The sequence below is a fragment of the Vibrio sp. FF266 genome (genome assembly GCF_041439695.1).
In the GTDB taxonomy this organism is placed as follows: Bacteria; Pseudomonadota; Gammaproteobacteria; order Enterobacterales; family Vibrionaceae; genus Vibrio; species Vibrio tasmaniensis_A.
In genome coordinates this window covers 38,550-58,121 of sequence record NZ_JBGOOO010000013.1, presented here as the reverse complement: position 1 = coordinate 58,121, position 19,572 = coordinate 38,550, and the positions used below count along the sequence as shown (strand labels likewise).

Here is a 19,572-nt window from a genome sequence, read left to right as displayed (position 1 = left end):
AGTGTACCAATTAACCTTTTGTGCGACAGGGACAATGTGCGACATTTTGTCCTAGCTCATATTTTAATGCATTTTGTTAGCCTAAATGACGCAGTTTTGTTCGATATAACAGCAATTTAATGAAATTTGATGCACTATTTATTGGCATTAAGCTTGCTTATTAGGTGTAGATTCCTAATTACAACAATTAGCGTCTTATGCACATGCCCTTCTTTGAGCCCTTTAAAAATAGAGGCATGTCATTCATTTATAACAGAATGGACATAATAATAATGAAAGCAATTCCTCTAACTATTGCAGCTCTATCTATCGTCAGTTACACGGCTAGCAGCGCGGAAGACACCACTCATATCAAATTGGCGACAACCACAAGTACCTACCACTCAGGCTTACTGGACTACTTATTGCCTGAGTTCGAAAAGGATTCTGGTATTAAGGTTGATGTTCTCGCTGCGGGTACGGGTAAATCACTTCGCATGGGTGAAAACGGTGATGTTGATTTGGTAATGACTCACGCACCAAAAGCTGAAGCGAACTTCGTTGAAAAAGGTTACGGCGTTTTACCTCGTAAGCTGATGTACAACGATTTTGTTATCGTTGGCCCACAAAGCGACCCTGCGAAGATTGAATCTCAAAAAGCAGTAGCTGATGTGTTCAAAGCAATCGCGAACAACAACGTGACGTTTGTTTCTCGTGGGGACGACTCTGGTACTCATAAGAAAGAGATGGGTATTTGGGCGCAAACTAAGATGGAGCCGAACTTTGGCGGCTATCGCAGCGTTGGTCAAGGAATGGGCCCAACTCTGAACATGGCGTCTGAAATGCAAGGCTACACCATGACAGACCGCGGTACTTGGTTAGCTTACCAAAACAAACTTGACCTTAAAGTGTTGTTCCAAGGCGACAAGAACCTATTTAACCCTTACCAAGTGATTCTTGTTAACCCAGAACGCTACCCAAGCATCAATTACCAAGCAGCGAAAGTATTCAGTGATTGGTTGGTTAACCCTAAAGGCCAGAAACTGATCAACGACTTTAAACTGCACGGCAAACAGCTATTTGTTGCAAACGCAGAATAGTTGGTTGCAAGCGCAGAATAGCTTGTTGTAAGAAATGAGTCGTGGGTTGTGAGTAAAGCGTAGCGTTGAAGGTTTAACCCTAACCAACTAGCGCTACGCTTAACTAAACAGTCAACGAGACCACCTAAATAATCACGTTTAAAAACCGTCTTGCTTTAAAGGCATTCACGCTTAGAAACAATAGCTGACCAATACAGGCTCAAATAGTTTGTGTCAGCTATGATTAACATCAGACACTACCGATAAAAGCCTATTATCGATTCAAACGAGATACTTCATGACCTTATGGCAAACAACGATTGATGCAATGAATCTACTGGTGAGTTTTGACCACGAATTGTGGCAAATCGTCGCGGTATCCTTCAGTGTATCTTTGTCCGCCATCTCATTAGTGATTGTTCCTGCAATCCTTATGGCTTTCTTACTGGCTTACACCGAATTCCCCGGTAAATGGGCGCTGCTTTCGGTGATCAACACCTTACAAGCGATACCGACCGTGGTAATTGGCTTGTTGATGTACATGATGCTCTCTCGTTCTGGTCCTTTAGGTGACTGGCAATTACTGTTCACGCAAAAGGCGATGATTCTAGGTCAGATGCTGATCTGTTTCCCTATCCTAGTTGCGATGATGCATGGCGCTCTGCAGGCCAGTGACCGCCGAGCAGTAGAAACAGCGCGCACTCTTGGCGTATCAACAACACGAGTCGCGTGTACCTTGATTTGGGAAACTCGTTTCCCTCTATTGGCTGCAACCATTGCTGCCTTCTCTCGTATCGTCACAGAAGTAGGTTGTTCAATGATGGTGGGTGGCAACATTATGGGGATGACAAGAAACATCCCAACAGCTATCGCCATGGAAAGCCACAAAGGCGCATTCGCTCAAGGCGTCGCCCTCGGTATGGTGTTATTAGCATTGGCATTAGCCCTTAACTTTTTCCTTTCCAGTGTGAGAGGAAAAGGCTATTTAAGAACTTAGGAACGCTGTCATGAGTATAAAAATAACAACGCAGCAAATTTCAATGCGCTACAAAGAGCGTGTTTTGTTCCACATCCCCGAATTGTCGATCGGCCCCAACGATGCCATTTATCTCAAAGGGGACAATGGCGTTGGCAAAACGACCCTACTTAAAATCTTATCAGGATTGATCAAGCCGAGCTCTGGCCGTATTCAGTCTCCGACACAAAGCTGGCAACATAGCCTGTTTCCTCGGTTAAAATTTAAAGACATCATCTATCTCCACCAAACTCCTTACCTTTTTGATGGCTCGGTGTACCAAAATGTCGCTTATGGCATTCGCTTTAATAAAGAGAGTCAAAAAGATAAGCGAGCTCAAATAATTAATGCATTAAGAATGGTAGGTTTAGAAACCTTGGCAGATGAGCACATTTCTGTGTTGTCTGGTGGTGAGCGCCAACGCGTGGCAATGGCCCGTGCTTGGATTCTTAAGCCTTCAATCTTGCTTATGGATGAACCAAGTGCTTCTTTAGACAAAGAATCTATTGAAAGATTGGTGATTATGGCCGAAGATCTTCTTCAGAGAGGCGCGAGTTTGGTCATCACTAGCCACCAAACTAACGCGTTAACCGATTTATGTAAGAAGCAGTGGTGGATCAAGGACAACACTTTGACTGAATCACCGCTTCTGCAAGTTATTAAAAAGAACAAAGCACAAGAGAATATTTATGCTGCTTCCAACGCAAACTAGTTGGGTTATTTTGGCTGGCGGACAAGCCAGCCGCATGGGCGGAAAAGATAAAGGACTCGTTGAGCTCAACGGTTCTCCGCTCATTCAATACGTTATTAACAAGCTGTCACAACAAGATGTCAGCATTACCATCAATGCCAACCGTAACTTAGACAGTTACCAAGCATTTGCACCGGTTGTTTCCGATTCTTTCCCTGACTATCCAGGCCCATTGGGCGGCATTCATGCTGGCCTTAAAAACGCGAGCACAGATTGGGTCGGCTTTGTCCCTTGCGACAGCCCACAGATTAGTGATGACCTTGTTGAACGTTTTTGTGCAGCAGTAAAAGAAGACAGCGACATTCTTGTCGCGCATGATGGCGAATTTAAGCAACCAGTATTCACCCTATTCCACAAACGTGTTCTACCAAAGTTAGAAGCGTTTTTGGAACGTGGTGATCGTAAAATTATCTTGCTGTACAAAGAGTGTGTCACGGAATACGTTGATTTTAGCGATTCTCCTAACTGCTTTGTTAATCTCAACACGCCAGAAGAACTCACCCAATTCGGAACGCTTCAATAATGAAAGATTCTAAACAACGCCCTAACCTTCCTCTATTGGGGTTTGCTGCTTACAGTGGCACAGGCAAAACAACCGTATTAGAAGCTCTGCTTCCTTTATTGACAGAGTCGGGTTTAAAAGTTGGTGTGCTAAAACATGCTCACCACGATTTTGATGTCGATAAGCCGGGCAAAGACAGCTACCGTTTACGCAAAGCGGGCGCAAATCAAATGCTGATAGCTTCGCGTAACCGTCATGTGATGATGACTGAGACTCCAGAAGCAGAAGCCGATTTTGATTACCTGTTGACTCGTTTTGATACCAACACACTTGATCTGATTTTGGTTGAAGGCTGTAAGAACATTGCTTTCCCTAAAATCGAGCTCCACCGTGATGAAGTGGGTAAACCTTGGTTGTACCAAAACGATGACAACATCATTGCTATTGCTGCTGATAGCCACGTTGAATCTGACTTACCTCAAATGTCGATCAACGACTTAGAAGCGATTCGTGATTTCATCATCGATTACGCGCAGTCCTTTGACCTTTCCTCTACAAAAGGCAAAGCAGCGTCATGCTCATCTTCAAAAGACGCAGCGCCCGCGGTGTGTTGTGATTCGTTCTCTCCAGCAGGTTTAACCGTAACTCAGGGCCAACAAAAGATTGTTGATAGCATTGACGCGCTTGATCTCACAGAGAGTGTTGAATTACTGCAAGGCTACGGTCGTGTGTTGGCTGAAGATGTGATCTCGCCAATCAACGTCCCACAGAATACTAATTCTGCAATGGATGGCTACGCGATTCGTAGTGAAGATCTTGAATTGGACAGCTACAACATCGTTGCTGAAGTTATGGCTGGTCACAGCTACGACAAAACCGTTCAACAAGGTGAAGCTGTTAAGATCATGACGGGTGCACCAATGCCAAATGGCGTTGATGTTGTTGTGATGCGTGAGCAAGCCGTGCAAGATGGCGATAAAGTTAGCTTCCCTGACGCTAAAATCTCAGTTGGACAAAATGTCCGTATGGCCGGTGAAGATTTAGAAATTGGCCAACCTGTCTTTACACGTGGCACACGCATCGAAGCACCAGAAATGGGTATGATGGCGTCGTTAGGTTTCGGTACCTGCCCTGTTCTGCGTAAAGTGAAGGTGGGTGTGTTCTCAACGGGTGATGAAGTTCAGGCACCGGGTGTTGAGCAGAAGCCGAACTCTATCTATGACTCGAACCGTTTTACTATTATCGGTATGCTTCAAAAACTAGGTTGCGACATCGTTGATTACGGCATTATCGAAGATGACGAACAAAAGATGATGGATGTACTTCATGCTGCGTCGTTAGAGACCGACATGGTTCTGACTTCAGGTGGCGTGTCTGTTGGTGATGCTGACTACATCAAACTCGCGTTAGATAAGTTGGGTGAGATTAACTTCTGGCGTATCAACATGCGTCCAGGTCGCCCTCTTGCTTACGGCAAAATTGAAGACAAACCTTTCTTCGGTTTACCTGGCAACCCAGTAGCCGTGATGGTGTCGTTCATTAACTTTGTAGAACCTGCAATCCGCAAGCTACAAGGTCAAACTAACTGGACACCAGTGAAAGCGAACGCGATAGCGACTGAGCAATTACGTTCTCGTCAAGGTCGTACTGAGTTCAGCCGTGGCGTGTTCTCAATGAACGAATCAGGCGTGCTTGAAGTAAAAACAACCGGTAAGCAAGGTTCAGGTATTCTACGTTCAATGAGCGAAGCAAACTGTCTAATCGAGATTTCACCAGCGGTAGACACTGTAAAAGCCGGTGAAACGGTGACGATCATTCCTTTGCAAGGTCGTGTGTAAATAAACAAGATTGTTAGCTTTAAGCTAGCGAATTCAGAGTAATACATACTCTAAATAGATGAAGCCCCTGATATTGGATATCAGGGGCTTTCTTTTTATGGGGGGTTGTATACAGAGTTGAACTAAACAAGCTCGACTTTAAGTAATCTGCAATCGACCAAATTATAGTTGTTACGGCCATTTTCTTTGATTTGATAGAGCTGTTTGTCTGCAATATCACAAATCATTTTGAAGTTTCGATCCACATTGTCACTGGCTAAGTCGACGTTAACCCCACCAATAGAGAGTGTTAATTGTTCCGCATAGAGAGCTTTAGGGTTTGCTAATTTGACTTCATTTAGCATCTTTCGCAGAGTGACAACCTTATTTTCAATATCACTACTACTCTGTCCGAAGCAAATCGCCATGAACTCATCACCGCCATATCTGAAAAGGTAGTCATTCTTGGTTGTGAATGTTTTTTTAAGTAAGCGACTGATAATACGAAGCGCTTCGTCGCCCTCTAAATGCCCATGAAAATCGTTATAAGCTTTATACTCGTCAACATCGATCATAAGGACCGCTAGAGATTGTTTTTGGTAGTAAGCGTTATGTATTAAGACTGGCGTGATGTTATCTAATTGATATCTATTAGCTAGACCTGTTAGTGGGTCAGTAGTACTCAAGATTTCGAGTGTTTGATTAGCACTTTCTAAACGCTGTCGTTGCTTTTGATTTTCTAGCGACACGGCAATAAAGCTAGCTAAATGTTCTATAAGCTGACAATGGTGTTCCTGATATTGGTTTGGTAGATGATGCTGAACTGACAGAAAGCCGATTAATTTTTCATTAAGAATGATTGGCGTTAGAATCATTGAGTTAGTATCAAGCTCGCCACGAAACGTAACGAAATTATCGTCTTGTAGTGTGGTTTTACCGATATAGGGTTCTAGAGCCGCATCTGTCGCGCTATTAAAATGAACGGTAGCTCGCTTGCGAATAACATAAGTACCAATGGTTTGGTTCTCTTGGCAAACTACTTTTAGGTTCGGTATTAATCCTTGAGTATCAACGAAATAGCGGTAGTCGAGTATGTCTGATTTATCGTCATACATAGCAATCCCAAACTCAGATGTTGGTAGAATCATATTTATCTTACGGAGTATCTCAGGCAGTACGCTTTCCAAATCTGCAGCGGTTGCTATGAATTGACCAATATCGGTGAGCGCACCCATATATTTTTGCATTTGAGTAAGAACATCATTTTGTTTCTTACTTTGAATGGTACCTACCCCTTCCAGAATACGTTCGCTCTGTTCGCGCTCATAACTTCTCATGTGTTTTTCTAAAAGAACCACATGCTGAGTTTGAAGTGCCGCTAAACCCGACCAATCCTCTTCATCTCGAAAGAGCTTCGCCTTAGTTTGGGCATAGATAGCATAAGAACGATAACTACTCTTTAAATCAAAATTCTGTTCGAGAAAAGCGCACCCTACTTTTGCTTGTTCTCGCTCTCCAATGCCTTCTAAGAATTGAAACCAGTAAACCAAATTTTCTTTTCGATTATGCTCATCTCTCGATTTTTTGAAGTGCTCTTCTGCCTGATAAAATGCATCTAATACATCACTATCATCGAAGCCTCCCCACAAGAGCATGGTTTGCCCTAGGTAACTATGACAAAGAGCTATCGTCCTGTGACTAGAAAGCGAGGTGCCTATTCTTTTCGCTTCCATAATGGCGCTAACCGCTTGCTCAAACTCATTTGTATGTGCACAGCTATAGGCTAGGTTTAAATGGCTGACAGCACAATCTAACAGGCGATTCGCATTTTGAGATGAAATAATGGCTTTACGAGCATATTGCTTCGCTTGTTCGTATTTTTCTAAGCTTAAGTGCAAGTCACTTAGATTACAGAATATAAGTGACTTAAAATTGTCATCAACTAGGTGTAAGTTTTCTAGTGTCTCTGAGTAACAAGCATACGCTGATTGATAATCACCACGAATGTTATGGGTAGACGCAAGTAACCCGATGACAAATACATATAGTTGAATTTCTTCAGGAGCAATGACGTTTAGGCAGGCTTTATAATGCTCAGCAGCGTCAGAAAGGTTATCGTGGCGATAGCTTGTGAAACCTTTAAGGAAAAGCGCGATTGAATCCGGGATCGGTTGATTATTAGCTTCGCATAGACTCGTAATTCTGTCTTCGACTTCTTTTAATCCTTTGATTCCAGGGTAGTTCTGGATTCGCGTTATAATTCCCATGATCTTTGGGTAAAGCGTATTGCTCATAAGTTCCGTTTAAGTCAGCCAGATTAAAAAATAACGAATAGTATACCACAAAATGCTTATTACACCTTCCATTCATGAGGCTAATAAGTGGTAATTTCCTATCATTATCTTGAGTGGCGTACTGTTTTTATGTAGAGTGCGCGCAAAGTAATAATTATATTGGAGAGCACCATGGCTCGTACCATTCTGTACACTTATAAAGATGAAGACAAAGAGTTATTGTTTTCGAAACAAGAACACCGCACGATCCAAGAAGCTGTAGCCGCAGCGGAAGGCATCGACATCACTGAGTATCTAAAAACTGAGCAACAGCTTGAGTTTATTTCTGATACTAAAGCGGTTCGCAACTACCAAGACAACTATTTCCGTAAGCTTGGTTTTACTAAGCTTACATTGAAGCAAAAAGACAACCTTGGTGTTGGTAAAAAGAAGAAGTAAGCCCTCTGGCTCTTTTTCTTGATATGTAGCTTCTAGCTTTTCGTTTAGCCTTACAGAAACGAAAACACTGAACAATAAAAAATGCCGCAACCTCTTTCGAGATTGCGGCATTTTTATTTGTTCTTTTTAACTATCTAACTTTAGCTAGCTTAACGTTAAGTTGCGATTACTTAATGTTAAGGAATGCAGCGCCACGAACACCGCCTGAATCACCGTGTTTCGCTTTGATGATTTTCGGACACTTCGCTACAGACAGTAGGTACTTAGGGATACGCTTTGGCATCTCTTCGTAGATAAGTTCGAAGTTTGAAAGACCGCCACCCAGTGCAACTACGTGTGGGTCAAGACCCGTAAACAGGTTTGCAAAACAGATAGCCAATAGCTCCATAAAGCGATCTACGTGCTCAGCGGCTTTTGATTCGCCTTCGTTGTATGCTTGAATGATCTCGATCGCTTTCTTCTTCTCACCGAAGTAGTGCTCATAAATCAGTTCGAAGCCGCGACCCGATAAGTAACTGTCTAAACAACCTTTCTTGCCACAACCACAACCCAGTAGCGGTGCGTTGTCGCCAAGGTGGAACCATGCATCTAGAGGAAGGCGCATGTGACCTAATTCACCAGCAACGTGGTTACGACCAGAGAACACTTTACCTTCGTAAACTAAACCGCCACCGAAGCCAGTACCTAGAATTAGGCCTGCTACAGATGGTTCGTCTTTAAGTTCATCATCCCACGCTTCTGAAAGCGCAAAACAGTTTGCATCATTTTCAATTTTTACACTACGACCAATAAGCGCTTCTAGGTCTTTGCGTAGTGGTTTCCCCGTTGAAGCTGGTACGTTAACAACCAGCATGGTGCCGTCGTCAGCATCTTCCATTCCAGGAAGACCAAGACCAATTTTACCTTCGCAAGAAAATTCGTTGTCGTACTTCTTTACCAAACCGGCAATTGTATCAAGTAGCAGTTGATAATCTTCAGTGGGCGTTGGTACGCGTTCTGTCGCTACTCGCTCAAGTTTTTCATTGAATGCACCAAACTCAATCTTTGTGCCGCCAACATCGAAGCCGTAATACATGAAATCTCTCCAATTTTTCCCTAAATTCGGGCAAATAAATTTTTGTAAATAAACAACTAAAGAGCATTATCCATAACACTCCCCCTACAAACCGTGATAGATGACAAACTTATCCCGTGTTTGAGTTTGTTTGAACAACAAGTCAGCACAAAGCGGTTAAAGGTTAGAGTGACTTCTCACTTTTAGTATGATCTATGAAAGCATTCAGGCTCGGTTTGGTTGGATCTGACTTATAACGTGTCTTACTTAACATGTAACTTTCCCGAAATGTCTCAAACCATAGCTGTAAAGTCTTGGCACCCTGCTCTTCACCAGCCTGTTTCAAAACCAAGCTCGCCACTTCTGCTGTCGAAAGATGTTGTTCGTTGTCTGACTTTCGCATCATGTATTGAGAAACTGACTCAGGCTCAATCGATAACACAGGTAAATCTTGCAGATATTCTGAGCGACGAAAAATTCGACGGGCCTCGCGCCAGCTACCATCAATAAAGATCAGCAATAGTGTTTTGTTTGGGTCACGCATTTGTGGCAGGTTTTGAACCACGCGCGATTTGTCGTCTGTATAATCTTCGGGGAACACTACAACAGGTTGATAGTTATCATCTTTTAAGACATCTAGCATTTCCTGGTTGGGCTCTGTGCGATGCCATAGGTAAGCGTAACTGTCTTTTACTGTATCGAGAATCAATCGACCTGTATTACTTGGTTTCAATATTTCGTTATCTGACAAGATCAACATGGTCGCGACGTTCGTACTTACGTCTGGTTGATGTTCACAGATACAGCTGTCTTGTTTTATTTTACAGAACTCACATCGCACTACTTTACACCCGCGCGCATTAAACGGCTTAGTAGCAATGGATAAACGATGTTGATATAAACGGTGAAAAGCGTGGATTCTCATGGACAATAACGATAAATCTAGAAAAGTGGCACGATTGTACTTACAGTGTCCTTAGAATGATAGAAGGAATACCCATGCAAGACCCATCCCTGCTCCGCCTTGTTTGTTTTATTGTCGTTTTTGGATTGTGTGCGCTTTGGGAGTACCGCTTTCCACGGAAAACACTGACTCAAAGCAAATGGTTTCGTTGGGGTAATAACTTTGCGTTGGTTGCTTTGAACAGCTTTCTATTAGCCACTCTAATTCCAATCGCAGCATTTCAAGCGGCGGTTATCGCACAAGAAAACCAATGGGGTCTGTTCAATACCCTGTCACTTCCTAAAGAACTCACCATTCTGTTCTGTGTCTTACTGTTAGATTGCGCTATTTACTTGCAGCACTTGGTGTTTCACCGTGTTTCATGGCTATGGAAGTTACACCGAGTTCATCATGCGGATCTAGATATTGATGTCACAACCGGATCTCGTTTTCATCCAATTGAGATGATTCTTTCAATGCTGATTAAAGTGAGTTTAGTGATCGCGCTTGGTGTACCTGTCATCGCTGTTGTCATTTTTGAAATTGTTCTTAACGCCAGTGCGATGTTTAACCACAGCAATGCGCGTCTGCCACTGTGGATTGATAAGCGATTGAGAAAAGCGATTGTGACACCAGACATGCACCGCGTTCATCACTCGATAATTGTTAAGGAAACGCACTCAAACTTTGGTTTTTTCTTATCGGTGTGGGACATTTGGTTCAAAACCTATCGCGCTCAACCTAAGCTTGGCCATGATAACGTTCAGATTGGCGTTCCAGAGATTCAAGATGGTAAAGAGCAACGGTTAGACTTAATGCTACGTCAGCCATTTGCACGATTCCCGACAACGAAAGACTAGGTTCGAATTCAGTTGAGTCTCAAGTTTTAACTGAGGTCAAACCTGTCTCTATAACAAACCCGTCTCCATAACAAACCAAGCTTAATACCAAAGCAAAACGCCCTTAGATTCTTGTGAAAACTTAAGGGCGTTTCTGTATCAATAGGAATTTAAGCGTACTTAGTGCTTCAACTATTATGCTGTCAGGCTTAACTCAGCAAGCTCGTTTATTTGAGGACGCTTGTTTATTTCAGTACGCTCGTTTATTTCAGTACGTATTTATGAAGCATAGCTTGTTGGTGCCCTGCTATCTCTCCGACTTGCTCTGAACTCTCGATCATGGATTCAAGCTGTAACTTAGTATTTTCGCCTTGTTCAGAAACACGAGTGATCGAATGTGTCACATCCACCGTTGCACGTGCCTGTTGCTCAGTCGCCACCATGATTTGTTCAACACGTCCTTTAATCTGGCTAACCGCTACCTCGATTTTTTCAAACGCTTGTTTCACATCTCCACTGGTTTCCAGTGCATTCGCCATTTCGTTTCTCGATTCTGTTACAGAAGCGCGTGAGCGATCAGCGGCTGCTACCAATTCATTCATCATATTTCGAATATTAGTGGTTTGCTGGGAAGTATCGCTGGCTAGTTTTCTTACTTCATCGGCGACCACTGCAAAGCCTCGGCCTTGATCTCCTGCTCGCGCTGCTTCTATTGCTGCATTCAATGCGAGTAAGTTAGTGTTGTCAGCAATGCCGCTGATCATGTCGACCATTTCGCGAATCTGTTTAACACGCCCGTCTAAGTCGGCCATCGATTCTTCATTCATGCTTAGAGAGTGTTCTAGTGCATGCAGTCGCTGCTGGTTAAGTCCAACAACTTGACTCCCTGTTACTGACTCACTTTCAGCAAGCTGGGCGTCATCATTCGAGGCGTTAGAAATACGTGCAATTTCACCAATAGATGCTTCAAGCTCTGTAATGGTGGTAATCATGTTTTGAAGTGATTCATTTTGCTCGTGTAAGCTTGAGTTAGTTTGCTCTGCGGCATCGTGACTGACTTCCGCGGTTTGATAAAGCGTTTCACAGTTTCGTGTTACCAAGCGCACCGAATCAGCGGTTGAGTCGACAACAGAATTAAGTTTTGATGCGATAACTTGCAATTCCAATGGGCCAACTAATTGACTCTGTTTTGAAAAATCGTGTTCCGCGAGTAAGCTCATTTGTTGATTAATGTTCCTGAGTCCTTTGTTCACCCAGTGACGCAATACGAACCATGAAATAGAAATGATGGCCGTTATCACTAATCCGCTAATAAATAGTACTTTGTCTATCGTCGCAATTGTCTGATTGACAACAAACTCGCTTTCATCAATTAAAATGGAAGCGGTGTTCGATAGTTGATTTAAGGTCCCTATCACGGTGTTAGCCAGATAGATGACTTTTGCTAAGTCGGCTTCTTGTTGCTCAACAAGTTCTAGCTTTTGCAGGATTTGTCTTAATACACCGTTATCTGCAAAGCCAGATTTAACCATCTCATAAGGCGCTGTTAAGCTTGCGAACTCTACGATGTCTGGATGCCATTCAGAAAAGTCATCATACGCTAGGTTAATGCCTGCAATTCGATTTCGAAGCTCTCTGTATTCGTCTTGCGCTTTTTCTAAGTCTGATTGCATCATCAACATTAGGAAGGTGTTCGCCATTGCAGAAGCACTCGCTGTGAATCGGTTAGCCGCATCGGAAGCCTCTGGGTTGTTCTGAACAAGGAAAGAACCGATACGGTTCATTTCAGGTCCGATAGAACTCACACCATAGCGAAACTCAGTGACTTGGCCATCGATGAGGTTTTGCTTATTCTGAATTTCGATTTGTGACGACAACACTTGGCTAGTCATCAATTGTAAGGTCGCCATGTTCTCGATTAAGTTTTGTTTTTGTTCAACGGAAATCGCGTCAGGAAAAGATTGGGATATGAAGAGGAGTTCTTCTAGCGTTTGGTTACTTTCGGCAACTAACACGTCGATCGAGTTGCCTGTTGTGCTAAGCGTATTTAGGTCGGTTGATTGGGTGCTATAAGTAAGAAGTTTTACCTGCTCCAACACGCTTTGTGTTAATTCGGCGTTGTTTAATGCAAGAGGTAATGCTTGTTCCGAAAGTGCTTCAAAATGGCCCCCGACCCGATCGACGCCTCGGAGACTGACCAAAGATAAAAAGATGACGAGTAAAAGAATGGAAATAAATACAGCGGTGACAGTTTGAATGAGCGAGAATGTATAACGTGAAGGTTTTATTGATAAATTTGTGTCGGGCATGTGAAATCCAGTTTGACTACGAAAAAAGATATCCTTAAGTTAGTTCGTATACTAGAAGTCCTTGATGACGTTTATATTTCAGTTTTTTGTCAGAAGAGTTACATATGAAATTCAGAAAAATGGCTGTAGTTACAATAACTTTAGCAACATTGGCTGCTTGTAGCTCGACGCCATCCCCTTCTCAGCTTAGTCAAACCGCACACAAGCCTCTGTCAAAGTTAGAGCAATCAACGACCAATGCGTATATGAGTGTGTATGAACAGTGGAAAGGTGTGCCATATCATTTCGGTGGGACTTCATTTAGAGGCGTAGATTGCTCTGCTTTCGTTCAAATCGCAGTGCAAACTGCGACCCAGCAAGCCTTACCGAGAACCACAAAAGATCAAGTTAAAAAGGGAAAGGAAATAGCGTATGGACAGGCAATAAGTGGTGACTTGGTGTTTTTCAAAACATCGATGACGGTACGACACGTCGGTGTATATTTAGGAAACAATCAATTCCTACATGCTTCGACATCGAAAGGTGTCATTATATCGAGATTGGATAACCCTTATTGGGCCTCTAAGTTTTGGCATTTTAGGCGTTTATAGTGATTAAAAGATTAACTGATAACACAGTTGCTTTGAAGGTACTATTTAAACGCCTATCGCTGTTTAGCCTAGTAAATGTACTAGAAGCTAATTAGTCGTATTGAGCGACCGCAGTATCAAACAGATTCTTCACTAATGCGATGTATTCATCTAAGAATACAATTTGTTCGTTAGTCGCTTTTTTTGACCATACACCAGCTAACACTTCACCTAAATCAGCCACCACTGAATCCGCTTCTTTCAATAGTTGAAAACGAACGCTTGAATGTAACTCAGGGTTTTGCTCGAAAATAGCCATGATATTTGTTGATATCATGTCAGTGATGATGTCTTCGACACTTTCATTACCTGTATCGCCATTACTATTAGTAAAGACATCTAGGTTAAATGATAAGTGTTCGATCAAAGCCAAATAGCCATCGGTTTCTACAACCACAATAAATCTCCGTTTAAGCTCAAGAGCAGATTAATATGTACCTGCCTAATACTATGTATATGAGTCTGTTTGTCATCTCTTTATTACTAAAAACTGTATTAAAGTGATCCGAGTTAGCATTTAAGCTTAAATTTCAATCAAAACACCCTAACTTCACCAAACACACCTAAAATATAGTGAAAAATAATCTCAACCTATTTCTGCGATTCTATTGTATGAAAATCATCATGCCGTGAGATTAGTTCCAAACTATTTCCTTATATCATTCTCAATTTCTGTTTTGATTTCAAAGGGCTTGAATCAGTTCGAGTTCACAAATCAGCCAATTGATTCTACATTAGTTGAAGAAGAGCCAAGAACATTGACGAGTGCGTCTATAAATTGCTCAGATTTATCCTAAACTATTGCTATTAAACAAACTGTATTTCTAACCTTCAGTCTTTGAGGATTTCCTATGTGGCAGGCCATTTCTCAACAACTTTCAGATACTCTTCTATTTAACTTCCAGATAACTGAACGTACCAAGGTTTCTGGTGGCGACATTAACGATTGCTATATGATTAGCGATGGTAACGAACGTTACTTTGTAAAAGTGAACCAGCGAGAATTTTTACCTAAGTTTGAAATTGAAGCTGAGAATTTACGCTTGTTAAGAGAGACCTCTACCGTTTATGTTCCTGAGTTGGTACTGATTGGTAAAACCAAAGAATGCTCGTTCATTATCCTTAATTACTTGCCGACCAAGCCGCTTGAAACAAGCAATAATAGCTATGACTTTGGCGTTCAACTTGCTCAATTGCATCAATGGGGTGAACAGAAAGAGTTTGGTTGTGACCAAGACAATTATATTGGTAGCACCCTTCAACCCAACCCTTGGCATAAGAAATGGGGGCGTTTTTTCTCTGAGCAACGCATTGGCTTCCAACTGCAATTGTTAAAAGAAAAAGGCATCGAATTCGGCGATATCGATGACATTGTTGATGTCGTGAATATGCGTCTTGCAGGCCACAACCCTCGCCCTTCTTTGCTTCATGGAGACCTTTGGAACGGCAATGTTGCTAACTCAGCCTTTGGGCCAATCTGTTACGATCCCGCTTGTTATTGGGGCGATCATGAATGTGATTTAGCGCTAACTGAACTGTTTGAAGGGTTTTCAAAAGAGTTTTATGAAGGTTACCAGAGCGTCAATCCACTCGACGTTGGCTATACTGATCGGAAAGACATTTATAATTTGTACCATCTTCTCAACCACTGCAATCAATTTGGCGGCGAGTATTTAGCACAAACTGAGGCGTGTATTCAGAAGATACAGGCCGTTTAACACCAATCACAGCTAGCTACTGCGATCGATATAAGTGCAACGTTCGATATCGCTATTTGTTACGACCCATACAAGCTACTACGATTGGTGCAGTTACAGTGAGGAGAATTCGCCATGCATAAATACACAGAGAAACATGTTTCTTGCCCCCATTGTGGTCATGCAATTAGCATAACGCTGGATGCTTCTAATGGGAGCCAAGATTTTTACGACGATTGCCCTGCATGTTGCAATGCAATTCATCTGGACATGCAGGTTGATGAATTGAGAGACAGAATCCATCTCTCGATTGATGCAGACGACGAACAAGTTTTCTAACACCTACTCTCTTGTCGAGTTGGCTCTACACCTCGATTTAAAGCTACACCTCGATTTTGAAGCTAGCCCAGAAAAACACAAAAATAGAAAAAGAGCACTTAATGTGCTCTTTTTTAACATCTTCGATTTTTACTTAGTCAACGCTTTTAGGGCAAGTGTTATTGATGAACCGCTACTACGACTTCTGGTTTGCTAGCACGCGCTCAACAGTATCAACAATCGCTTGTGTTTGAGGATCAAACTCAATATTTACTTGGTCGCCTACTTCGCGGCTGCCAAACAAAGTGCGATTTAGCGTTTCAGGAATCAAGTGTACAGAGAAACGGTTCTCTTCCACTTCACCTATCGTCAATGAACAACCATCAACGCCAATATAACCCTTGCTCAATACATACTTCATTGATTCTTGTGGCAACTCAAACCAAAGCGTGCGGTTGTTTTCAGTCTTGATCACATCCACTAAGTTCGCCATCAACGTAATGTGGCCAGACATACTATGCCCGCCAATTTCATCACCAAATTTTGCGGCTCGCTCAACATTCACTTTATCACCAACAGTCAGTTGGCCTAAGTTCGTCAATCGCAATGTGGCTTGCATCAAATCAAAAGCAATGTGGTTTCCTGAAATTTCCGTTACCGTTAAGCAACAACCGTTATGAGCTACTGAGGCACCAATCGCTAATCCCTCAACCATTTCGTTGCTTAGCTCAATGGTATGAGTCTGAAACAACTCTTTTTTGTTTATAGCAACCAGTGTTGCCATGCCTTGAACGATACCTGTAAACATAAGATTCCTATTTAGCATTCTAGGGCGTGTTGACCTTTCTCGGTTAAATTTTGTTCGAGATAAAAGCGTTTTAATCGCGGCGAGGGGGAAGTAGCCTAGCATCCTAAGCAAATCTCCCCCAACAAAGAGTAAAACGCTTTTAGCCGAACCCTTCGGGCAGCGTTCGCTGGTCATTTTTACTACGTTATCGGCTTCTCATGTAGGCTAGCTACACATCGAAGCCTCTGCCTTGTATAAACACCCAGCAACTCGCTGCAAAAATCAGCTCGAAAGATCAACACGCCCTAATAACAGTTTTTCATAGCAGTTATTGTGACATTTCTTTATGATTCGTCCAGTGGAAGCTTAAGATCATTGTCTCTGATTCCTTCAGAATGTCCTTTCCTACACTATTATTCTAATTTTCCCTCTTATTTGGAGTTGTTTGTGCATCGTTACAAAGAAGAATCCTCGAATCTAATCAAACTTGCGACCCCAGTATTGATCGCATCTGTTGCACAAACTGGAATGGGTTTTGTCGATACCGTAATGGCCGGTGGTGTAAGTGCTATCGATATGGCGGCGGTTTCGATTGCAGCAAGTATCTGGTTACCATCAATCTTATTTGGTGTGGGTCTGTTGATGGCGTTGGTTCCTGTCGTTGCACAACTTCATGGTTCTGGTAGACAAGTAAAAATTCCATTTGAGATTCAACAAGGTGCGTTTTTAGCGCTTGTCATCTCCCTTCCAATCATTGGCGTACTTTTTCAGACACAACTGATATTGGAGTGGATGGACATAGAACAACTCATGGCAGAAAAAACCATCGGTTATATGAATGCGGTGATGTTTGCTGTCCCTGCATTTTTGTTGTTCCAAACATTGAGAAGCTTTACAGATGGTATGTCTTTAACTAAGCCTGCAATGGTGATTGGTTTTATTGGCTTGCTATTAAACATCCCGCTTAACTGGATGTTCGTATACGGAAAGCTTGGCGCTCCCGCTCTAGGTGGTGTTGGCTGTGGAGTTGCAACGGCTATCGTATATTGGGTGATGTTTGCTCTGCTGTTCGCTTACGTTTTAACATCAAAGCGTTTGGCTAAAATCAATATCTTCGGTACGTTCCACAAACCTCAGCTCAAAGCACAAATTCGTTTGTTTAAACTGGGCTTTCCAGTTGCTGCTGCTATCTTCTTTGAGGTGACGCTATTCGCTGTTGTTTCTCTGTTGGTTGCCCCTCTTGGGTCTTTGGTTGTCGCCGCACACCAGGTTGCAATTAACTTCTCGTCACTGATATTTATGATACCAATGAGTATCGGTGCCGCCGTGAGTATTCGTGTTGGTCATAAGTTGGGTGAAAACAACACTGAAGGAGCGAAAATCGCGACACACGTGGGAATCATTGTTGGTTTAGTCACAGCCCTAATGACAGCTACATTGACGGTACTATTCAGAGAGCAAGTTTCGTTACTGTACACAGAGAATACGGCGGTAATTACTGTTGCAATGCAATTACTATTGTTCGCTGCAGTTTATCAATGTACTGACGCAATCCAAGTTATCGCTGCAGGGGCTTTGCGTGGATACAAAGACATGCGTTCGATCTTCAACATTACTTTCGTTGCTTACTGGTTGCTTGGTCTTCCTATTGGCTACATTTTAGGAATGAAAGATTGGATTGTTGAGCCTATGGGCGCGCACGGTTTCTGGGTTGGGTTCATTGTCGGTCTAACGTCAGCAGCTATTATGCTAGGTATGCGTCTGCACTGGATGCACAAACAAGACGACGATGTGCAGTTAGAATTTAGCTCTCGCTGAGTTATAACTCACTCAACCGGTATCCCTGATATTGAATACCAAAAAGAGCTCTGATATTCAGGGTTCTTTTTCGTCTAATCAATACTGTTTTATGTGTAGATATTTTTGTGCGGAGACTGTCTACGGGGCGATATTTCGCATCAGTCGGCAGTATGTGCCTTAATATTCACTTTTCTCTCTAACGAAGCGCGCAAACTTGGGTTTTCCATTTTGAGTAAAGCCATTGTAGCGAAAGGTAATACGGCTGCCGATCTCAGGCGGCGCAAGTCTCATTTGATCACTGAACCCGCTTCCGATATAAAACTCAACCCCTTCTTCCGTGTGAACCAAAATCGAACCCATCATCCCTTTATACTTCCCTGTCCCGCCTTTGTAGCCAATAACTGTGGCTTCGGCATCGTGATGCCTTTTTAGTTTTAACAGGTCATTGCTTCGACCTGCTTGATAACGACTGGTGATCTTTCTGAGCATCAAACCTTCGCCATTACGTTCATCGACATTGTCTAATTGATAAAACAGAGCTTCTTCATTTTGAATAGGTACATGTTCGATGTAGCTGACATGAGGTTCTCCAATCATACTTACCCAATGCAATATGTTGTAATAGCGCTTTTGATAATCGCCAGTAGCCCCTGGCATATCAAACAGCATCAAGTCTATTTGGCGCCACGCAACATCACTAGGTGTGTGATCGAGGACGGTAGATTGGACTAAGTGGAACTTTCCTCTTCCTGCCCAGAGCTCCCCTTCAAGGTGTACCTTCGGTAAGTTTTTTGTAAACCACTTCGGTGAGTAAATGCGATTCCCATTTCGAGTATAAAGGTGTTGTCCGTCCCAAAGAGCACGAATCCCATCAAGCTTTTCACTCTTCCAGTATTCAGAAACATCAATGCCTTGTTGGTATGTGTTTGCGAGCACCAGATGATCAGGCGGTAAATAGGATGAATGAGAAGAAAGCGAACACGCCCATAGAGTGGCTATCGCCAATTTAGTTAATCTCATCATCTGCTCCGTATTGATATCTGTAGTGGTCAACAAACGCCTTTAATCCTAAGCGTTCTGACACGTAGCTAGACAACCTTTGCTAGAAGATGCGACCCACACATCAACCTTATTTAACTTTCAATTTCATTCATATAATTAATGACTTATGGGTCTCAAATGTTAACCCATTTTTAGTTCTCATATTGAGAAACCAACTTTCTCAATATGAGATAGATATTAGCAGTCGATTTAAGTTGTTGAAAAATATAAATATAAAAGTTGGCACATTCAGTGCAATTGTCCATACATACTCAAAAGG

Annotated in this window: 18 protein-coding genes; 11 read left to right on the top strand and 7 right to left on the bottom strand. The window is 42.5% G+C overall.

Features of this window, described 5'->3' with window-relative positions:
* Positions 1–272 precede the first annotated feature (272 nt).
* The 5 genes from ACED59_RS12020 (at position 273) to ACED59_RS12000 (ending at position 5,164) form a co-directional block, all read left to right on the top strand.
* Positions 273–1,079: a substrate-binding domain-containing protein gene (locus ACED59_RS12020; RefSeq protein ID WP_009846741.1), complete on the top strand. Its 807-nt coding sequence runs from the start codon at positions 273–275 to the stop codon at positions 1,077–1,079.
* A 277-nt stretch (positions 1,080–1,356) separates the two neighbouring features.
* On the top strand, positions 1,357–2,055 hold the full coding sequence (locus tag ACED59_RS12015) for an ABC transporter permease (RefSeq protein ID WP_009846742.1): 699 nt from the start codon (positions 1,357–1,359) through the stop codon (positions 2,053–2,055).
* 10 nt (positions 2,056–2,065) lie between these two features.
* Complete coding sequence (locus ACED59_RS12010; protein WP_009846743.1) at positions 2,066–2,785, top strand: energy-coupling factor ABC transporter ATP-binding protein; 720 nt, start codon at positions 2,066–2,068, stop codon at positions 2,783–2,785.
* Positions 2,763–3,347, top strand: coding sequence for a molybdenum cofactor guanylyltransferase MobA (gene mobA, locus ACED59_RS12005; protein WP_009846744.1), 585 nt, complete (start codon positions 2,763–2,765; stop codon positions 3,345–3,347). Before ACED59_RS12010 ends, mobA begins: the two co-directional genes overlap by 23 nt.
* Complete coding sequence (locus ACED59_RS12000; protein WP_017097846.1) at positions 3,347–5,164, top strand: bifunctional molybdopterin-guanine dinucleotide biosynthesis adaptor protein MobB/molybdopterin molybdotransferase MoeA; 1,818 nt, start codon at positions 3,347–3,349, stop codon at positions 5,162–5,164. The genes mobA and ACED59_RS12000 overlap by 1 nt, the downstream gene beginning before the upstream one ends.
* A gap of 122 nt (positions 5,165–5,286) precedes the next feature.
* On the opposite strand, the gene ACED59_RS11995 is transcribed toward ACED59_RS12000, so the two are convergent.
* On the bottom strand, positions 5,287–7,437 hold the full coding sequence (locus tag ACED59_RS11995; protein WP_017097845.1) for a GGDEF domain-containing protein: 2,151 nt from the start codon (positions 7,435–7,437) through the stop codon (positions 5,287–5,289).
* 171 nt (positions 7,438–7,608) lie between these two features.
* Between ACED59_RS11995 and ACED59_RS11990 the strand changes: the two genes are divergently transcribed.
* The gene (locus ACED59_RS11990) at positions 7,609–7,875 is read left to right on the top strand and encodes a DUF2960 family protein (RefSeq protein WP_004733780.1); all 267 of its coding nucleotides are present in this window, start codon (positions 7,609–7,611) and stop codon (positions 7,873–7,875) included.
* Between the two features lie 166 nt (positions 7,876–8,041).
* Here the strand turns inward: ACED59_RS11990 and nagK are convergent, their stop codons facing one another.
* Together nagK and ACED59_RS11980 are read right to left on the bottom strand one after the other, a co-directional pair.
* Positions 8,042–8,950 (bottom strand): N-acetylglucosamine kinase, encoded by a 909-nt coding sequence (gene nagK, locus ACED59_RS11985; RefSeq protein WP_012603950.1) that lies wholly within the window; start codon positions 8,948–8,950, stop codon positions 8,042–8,044.
* A 163-nt stretch (positions 8,951–9,113) separates the two neighbouring features.
* Positions 9,114–9,860, bottom strand: a complete 747-nt coding sequence (locus ACED59_RS11980; protein ID WP_017097844.1) for a tRNA-uridine aminocarboxypropyltransferase — start codon at positions 9,858–9,860, stop codon at positions 9,114–9,116.
* A 68-nt stretch (positions 9,861–9,928) separates the two neighbouring features.
* Here ACED59_RS11980 and ACED59_RS11975 point away from each other — a divergent pair, with 68 nt between their 5' ends.
* Positions 9,929–10,732, top strand: a complete 804-nt coding sequence (locus ACED59_RS11975; RefSeq protein ID WP_371704781.1) for a sterol desaturase family protein — start codon at positions 9,929–9,931, stop codon at positions 10,730–10,732.
* 242 nt (positions 10,733–10,974) lie between these two features.
* Here ACED59_RS11975 and ACED59_RS11970 read toward each other — a convergent pair whose 3' ends face one another.
* A complete protein-coding gene (locus tag ACED59_RS11970) occupies positions 10,975–13,020 on the bottom strand; it encodes a methyl-accepting chemotaxis protein (protein WP_017097842.1) in 2,046 nt (681 codons plus the stop codon).
* 104 nt (positions 13,021–13,124) lie between these two features.
* Here ACED59_RS11970 and ACED59_RS11965 point away from each other — a divergent pair, with 104 nt between their 5' ends.
* Entirely contained in the window at positions 13,125–13,610 is a 486-nt protein-coding gene (locus ACED59_RS11965) for a C40 family peptidase (RefSeq protein ID WP_017097841.1), read from the top strand.
* A 91-nt stretch (positions 13,611–13,701) separates the two neighbouring features.
* On the opposite strand, the gene ACED59_RS11960 is transcribed toward ACED59_RS11965, so the two are convergent.
* Entirely contained in the window at positions 13,702–14,046 is a 345-nt protein-coding gene (locus ACED59_RS11960) for a DUF3802 family protein (protein ID WP_009846752.1), read from the bottom strand.
* 454 nt (positions 14,047–14,500) lie between these two features.
* Here ACED59_RS11960 and ACED59_RS11955 point away from each other — a divergent pair, with 454 nt between their 5' ends.
* Together ACED59_RS11955 and ACED59_RS11950 are read left to right on the top strand one after the other, a co-directional pair.
* Positions 14,501–15,367 (top strand): fructosamine kinase family protein, encoded by an 867-nt coding sequence (locus tag ACED59_RS11955; protein ID WP_012603955.1) that lies wholly within the window; start codon positions 14,501–14,503, stop codon positions 15,365–15,367.
* Between the two features lie 114 nt (positions 15,368–15,481).
* Positions 15,482–15,685 carry a CPXCG motif-containing cysteine-rich protein gene (locus ACED59_RS11950; RefSeq protein ID WP_012603956.1) on the top strand — a complete coding sequence of 68 codons (204 nt, stop codon included), beginning with the start codon at positions 15,482–15,484 and terminating at the stop codon, positions 15,683–15,685.
* 175 nt (positions 15,686–15,860) lie between these two features.
* Here ACED59_RS11950 and ACED59_RS11945 read toward each other — a convergent pair whose 3' ends face one another.
* A complete protein-coding gene (locus tag ACED59_RS11945; RefSeq protein ID WP_009846754.1) occupies positions 15,861–16,472 on the bottom strand; it encodes a riboflavin synthase in 612 nt (203 codons plus the stop codon).
* Positions 16,473–16,898: 426 nt separating this feature from the next.
* Between ACED59_RS11945 and ACED59_RS11940 the strand changes: the two genes are divergently transcribed.
* Entirely contained in the window at positions 16,899–18,269 is a 1,371-nt protein-coding gene (locus ACED59_RS11940) for an MATE family efflux transporter (protein WP_012603959.1), read from the top strand.
* A gap of 159 nt (positions 18,270–18,428) precedes the next feature.
* On the opposite strand, the gene ACED59_RS11935 is transcribed toward ACED59_RS11940, so the two are convergent.
* Positions 18,429–19,271, bottom strand: a complete 843-nt coding sequence (locus ACED59_RS11935) for a DNA ligase (RefSeq protein WP_009846756.1) — start codon at positions 19,269–19,271, stop codon at positions 18,429–18,431.
* Positions 19,272–19,572: the final 301 nt, after the last annotated feature.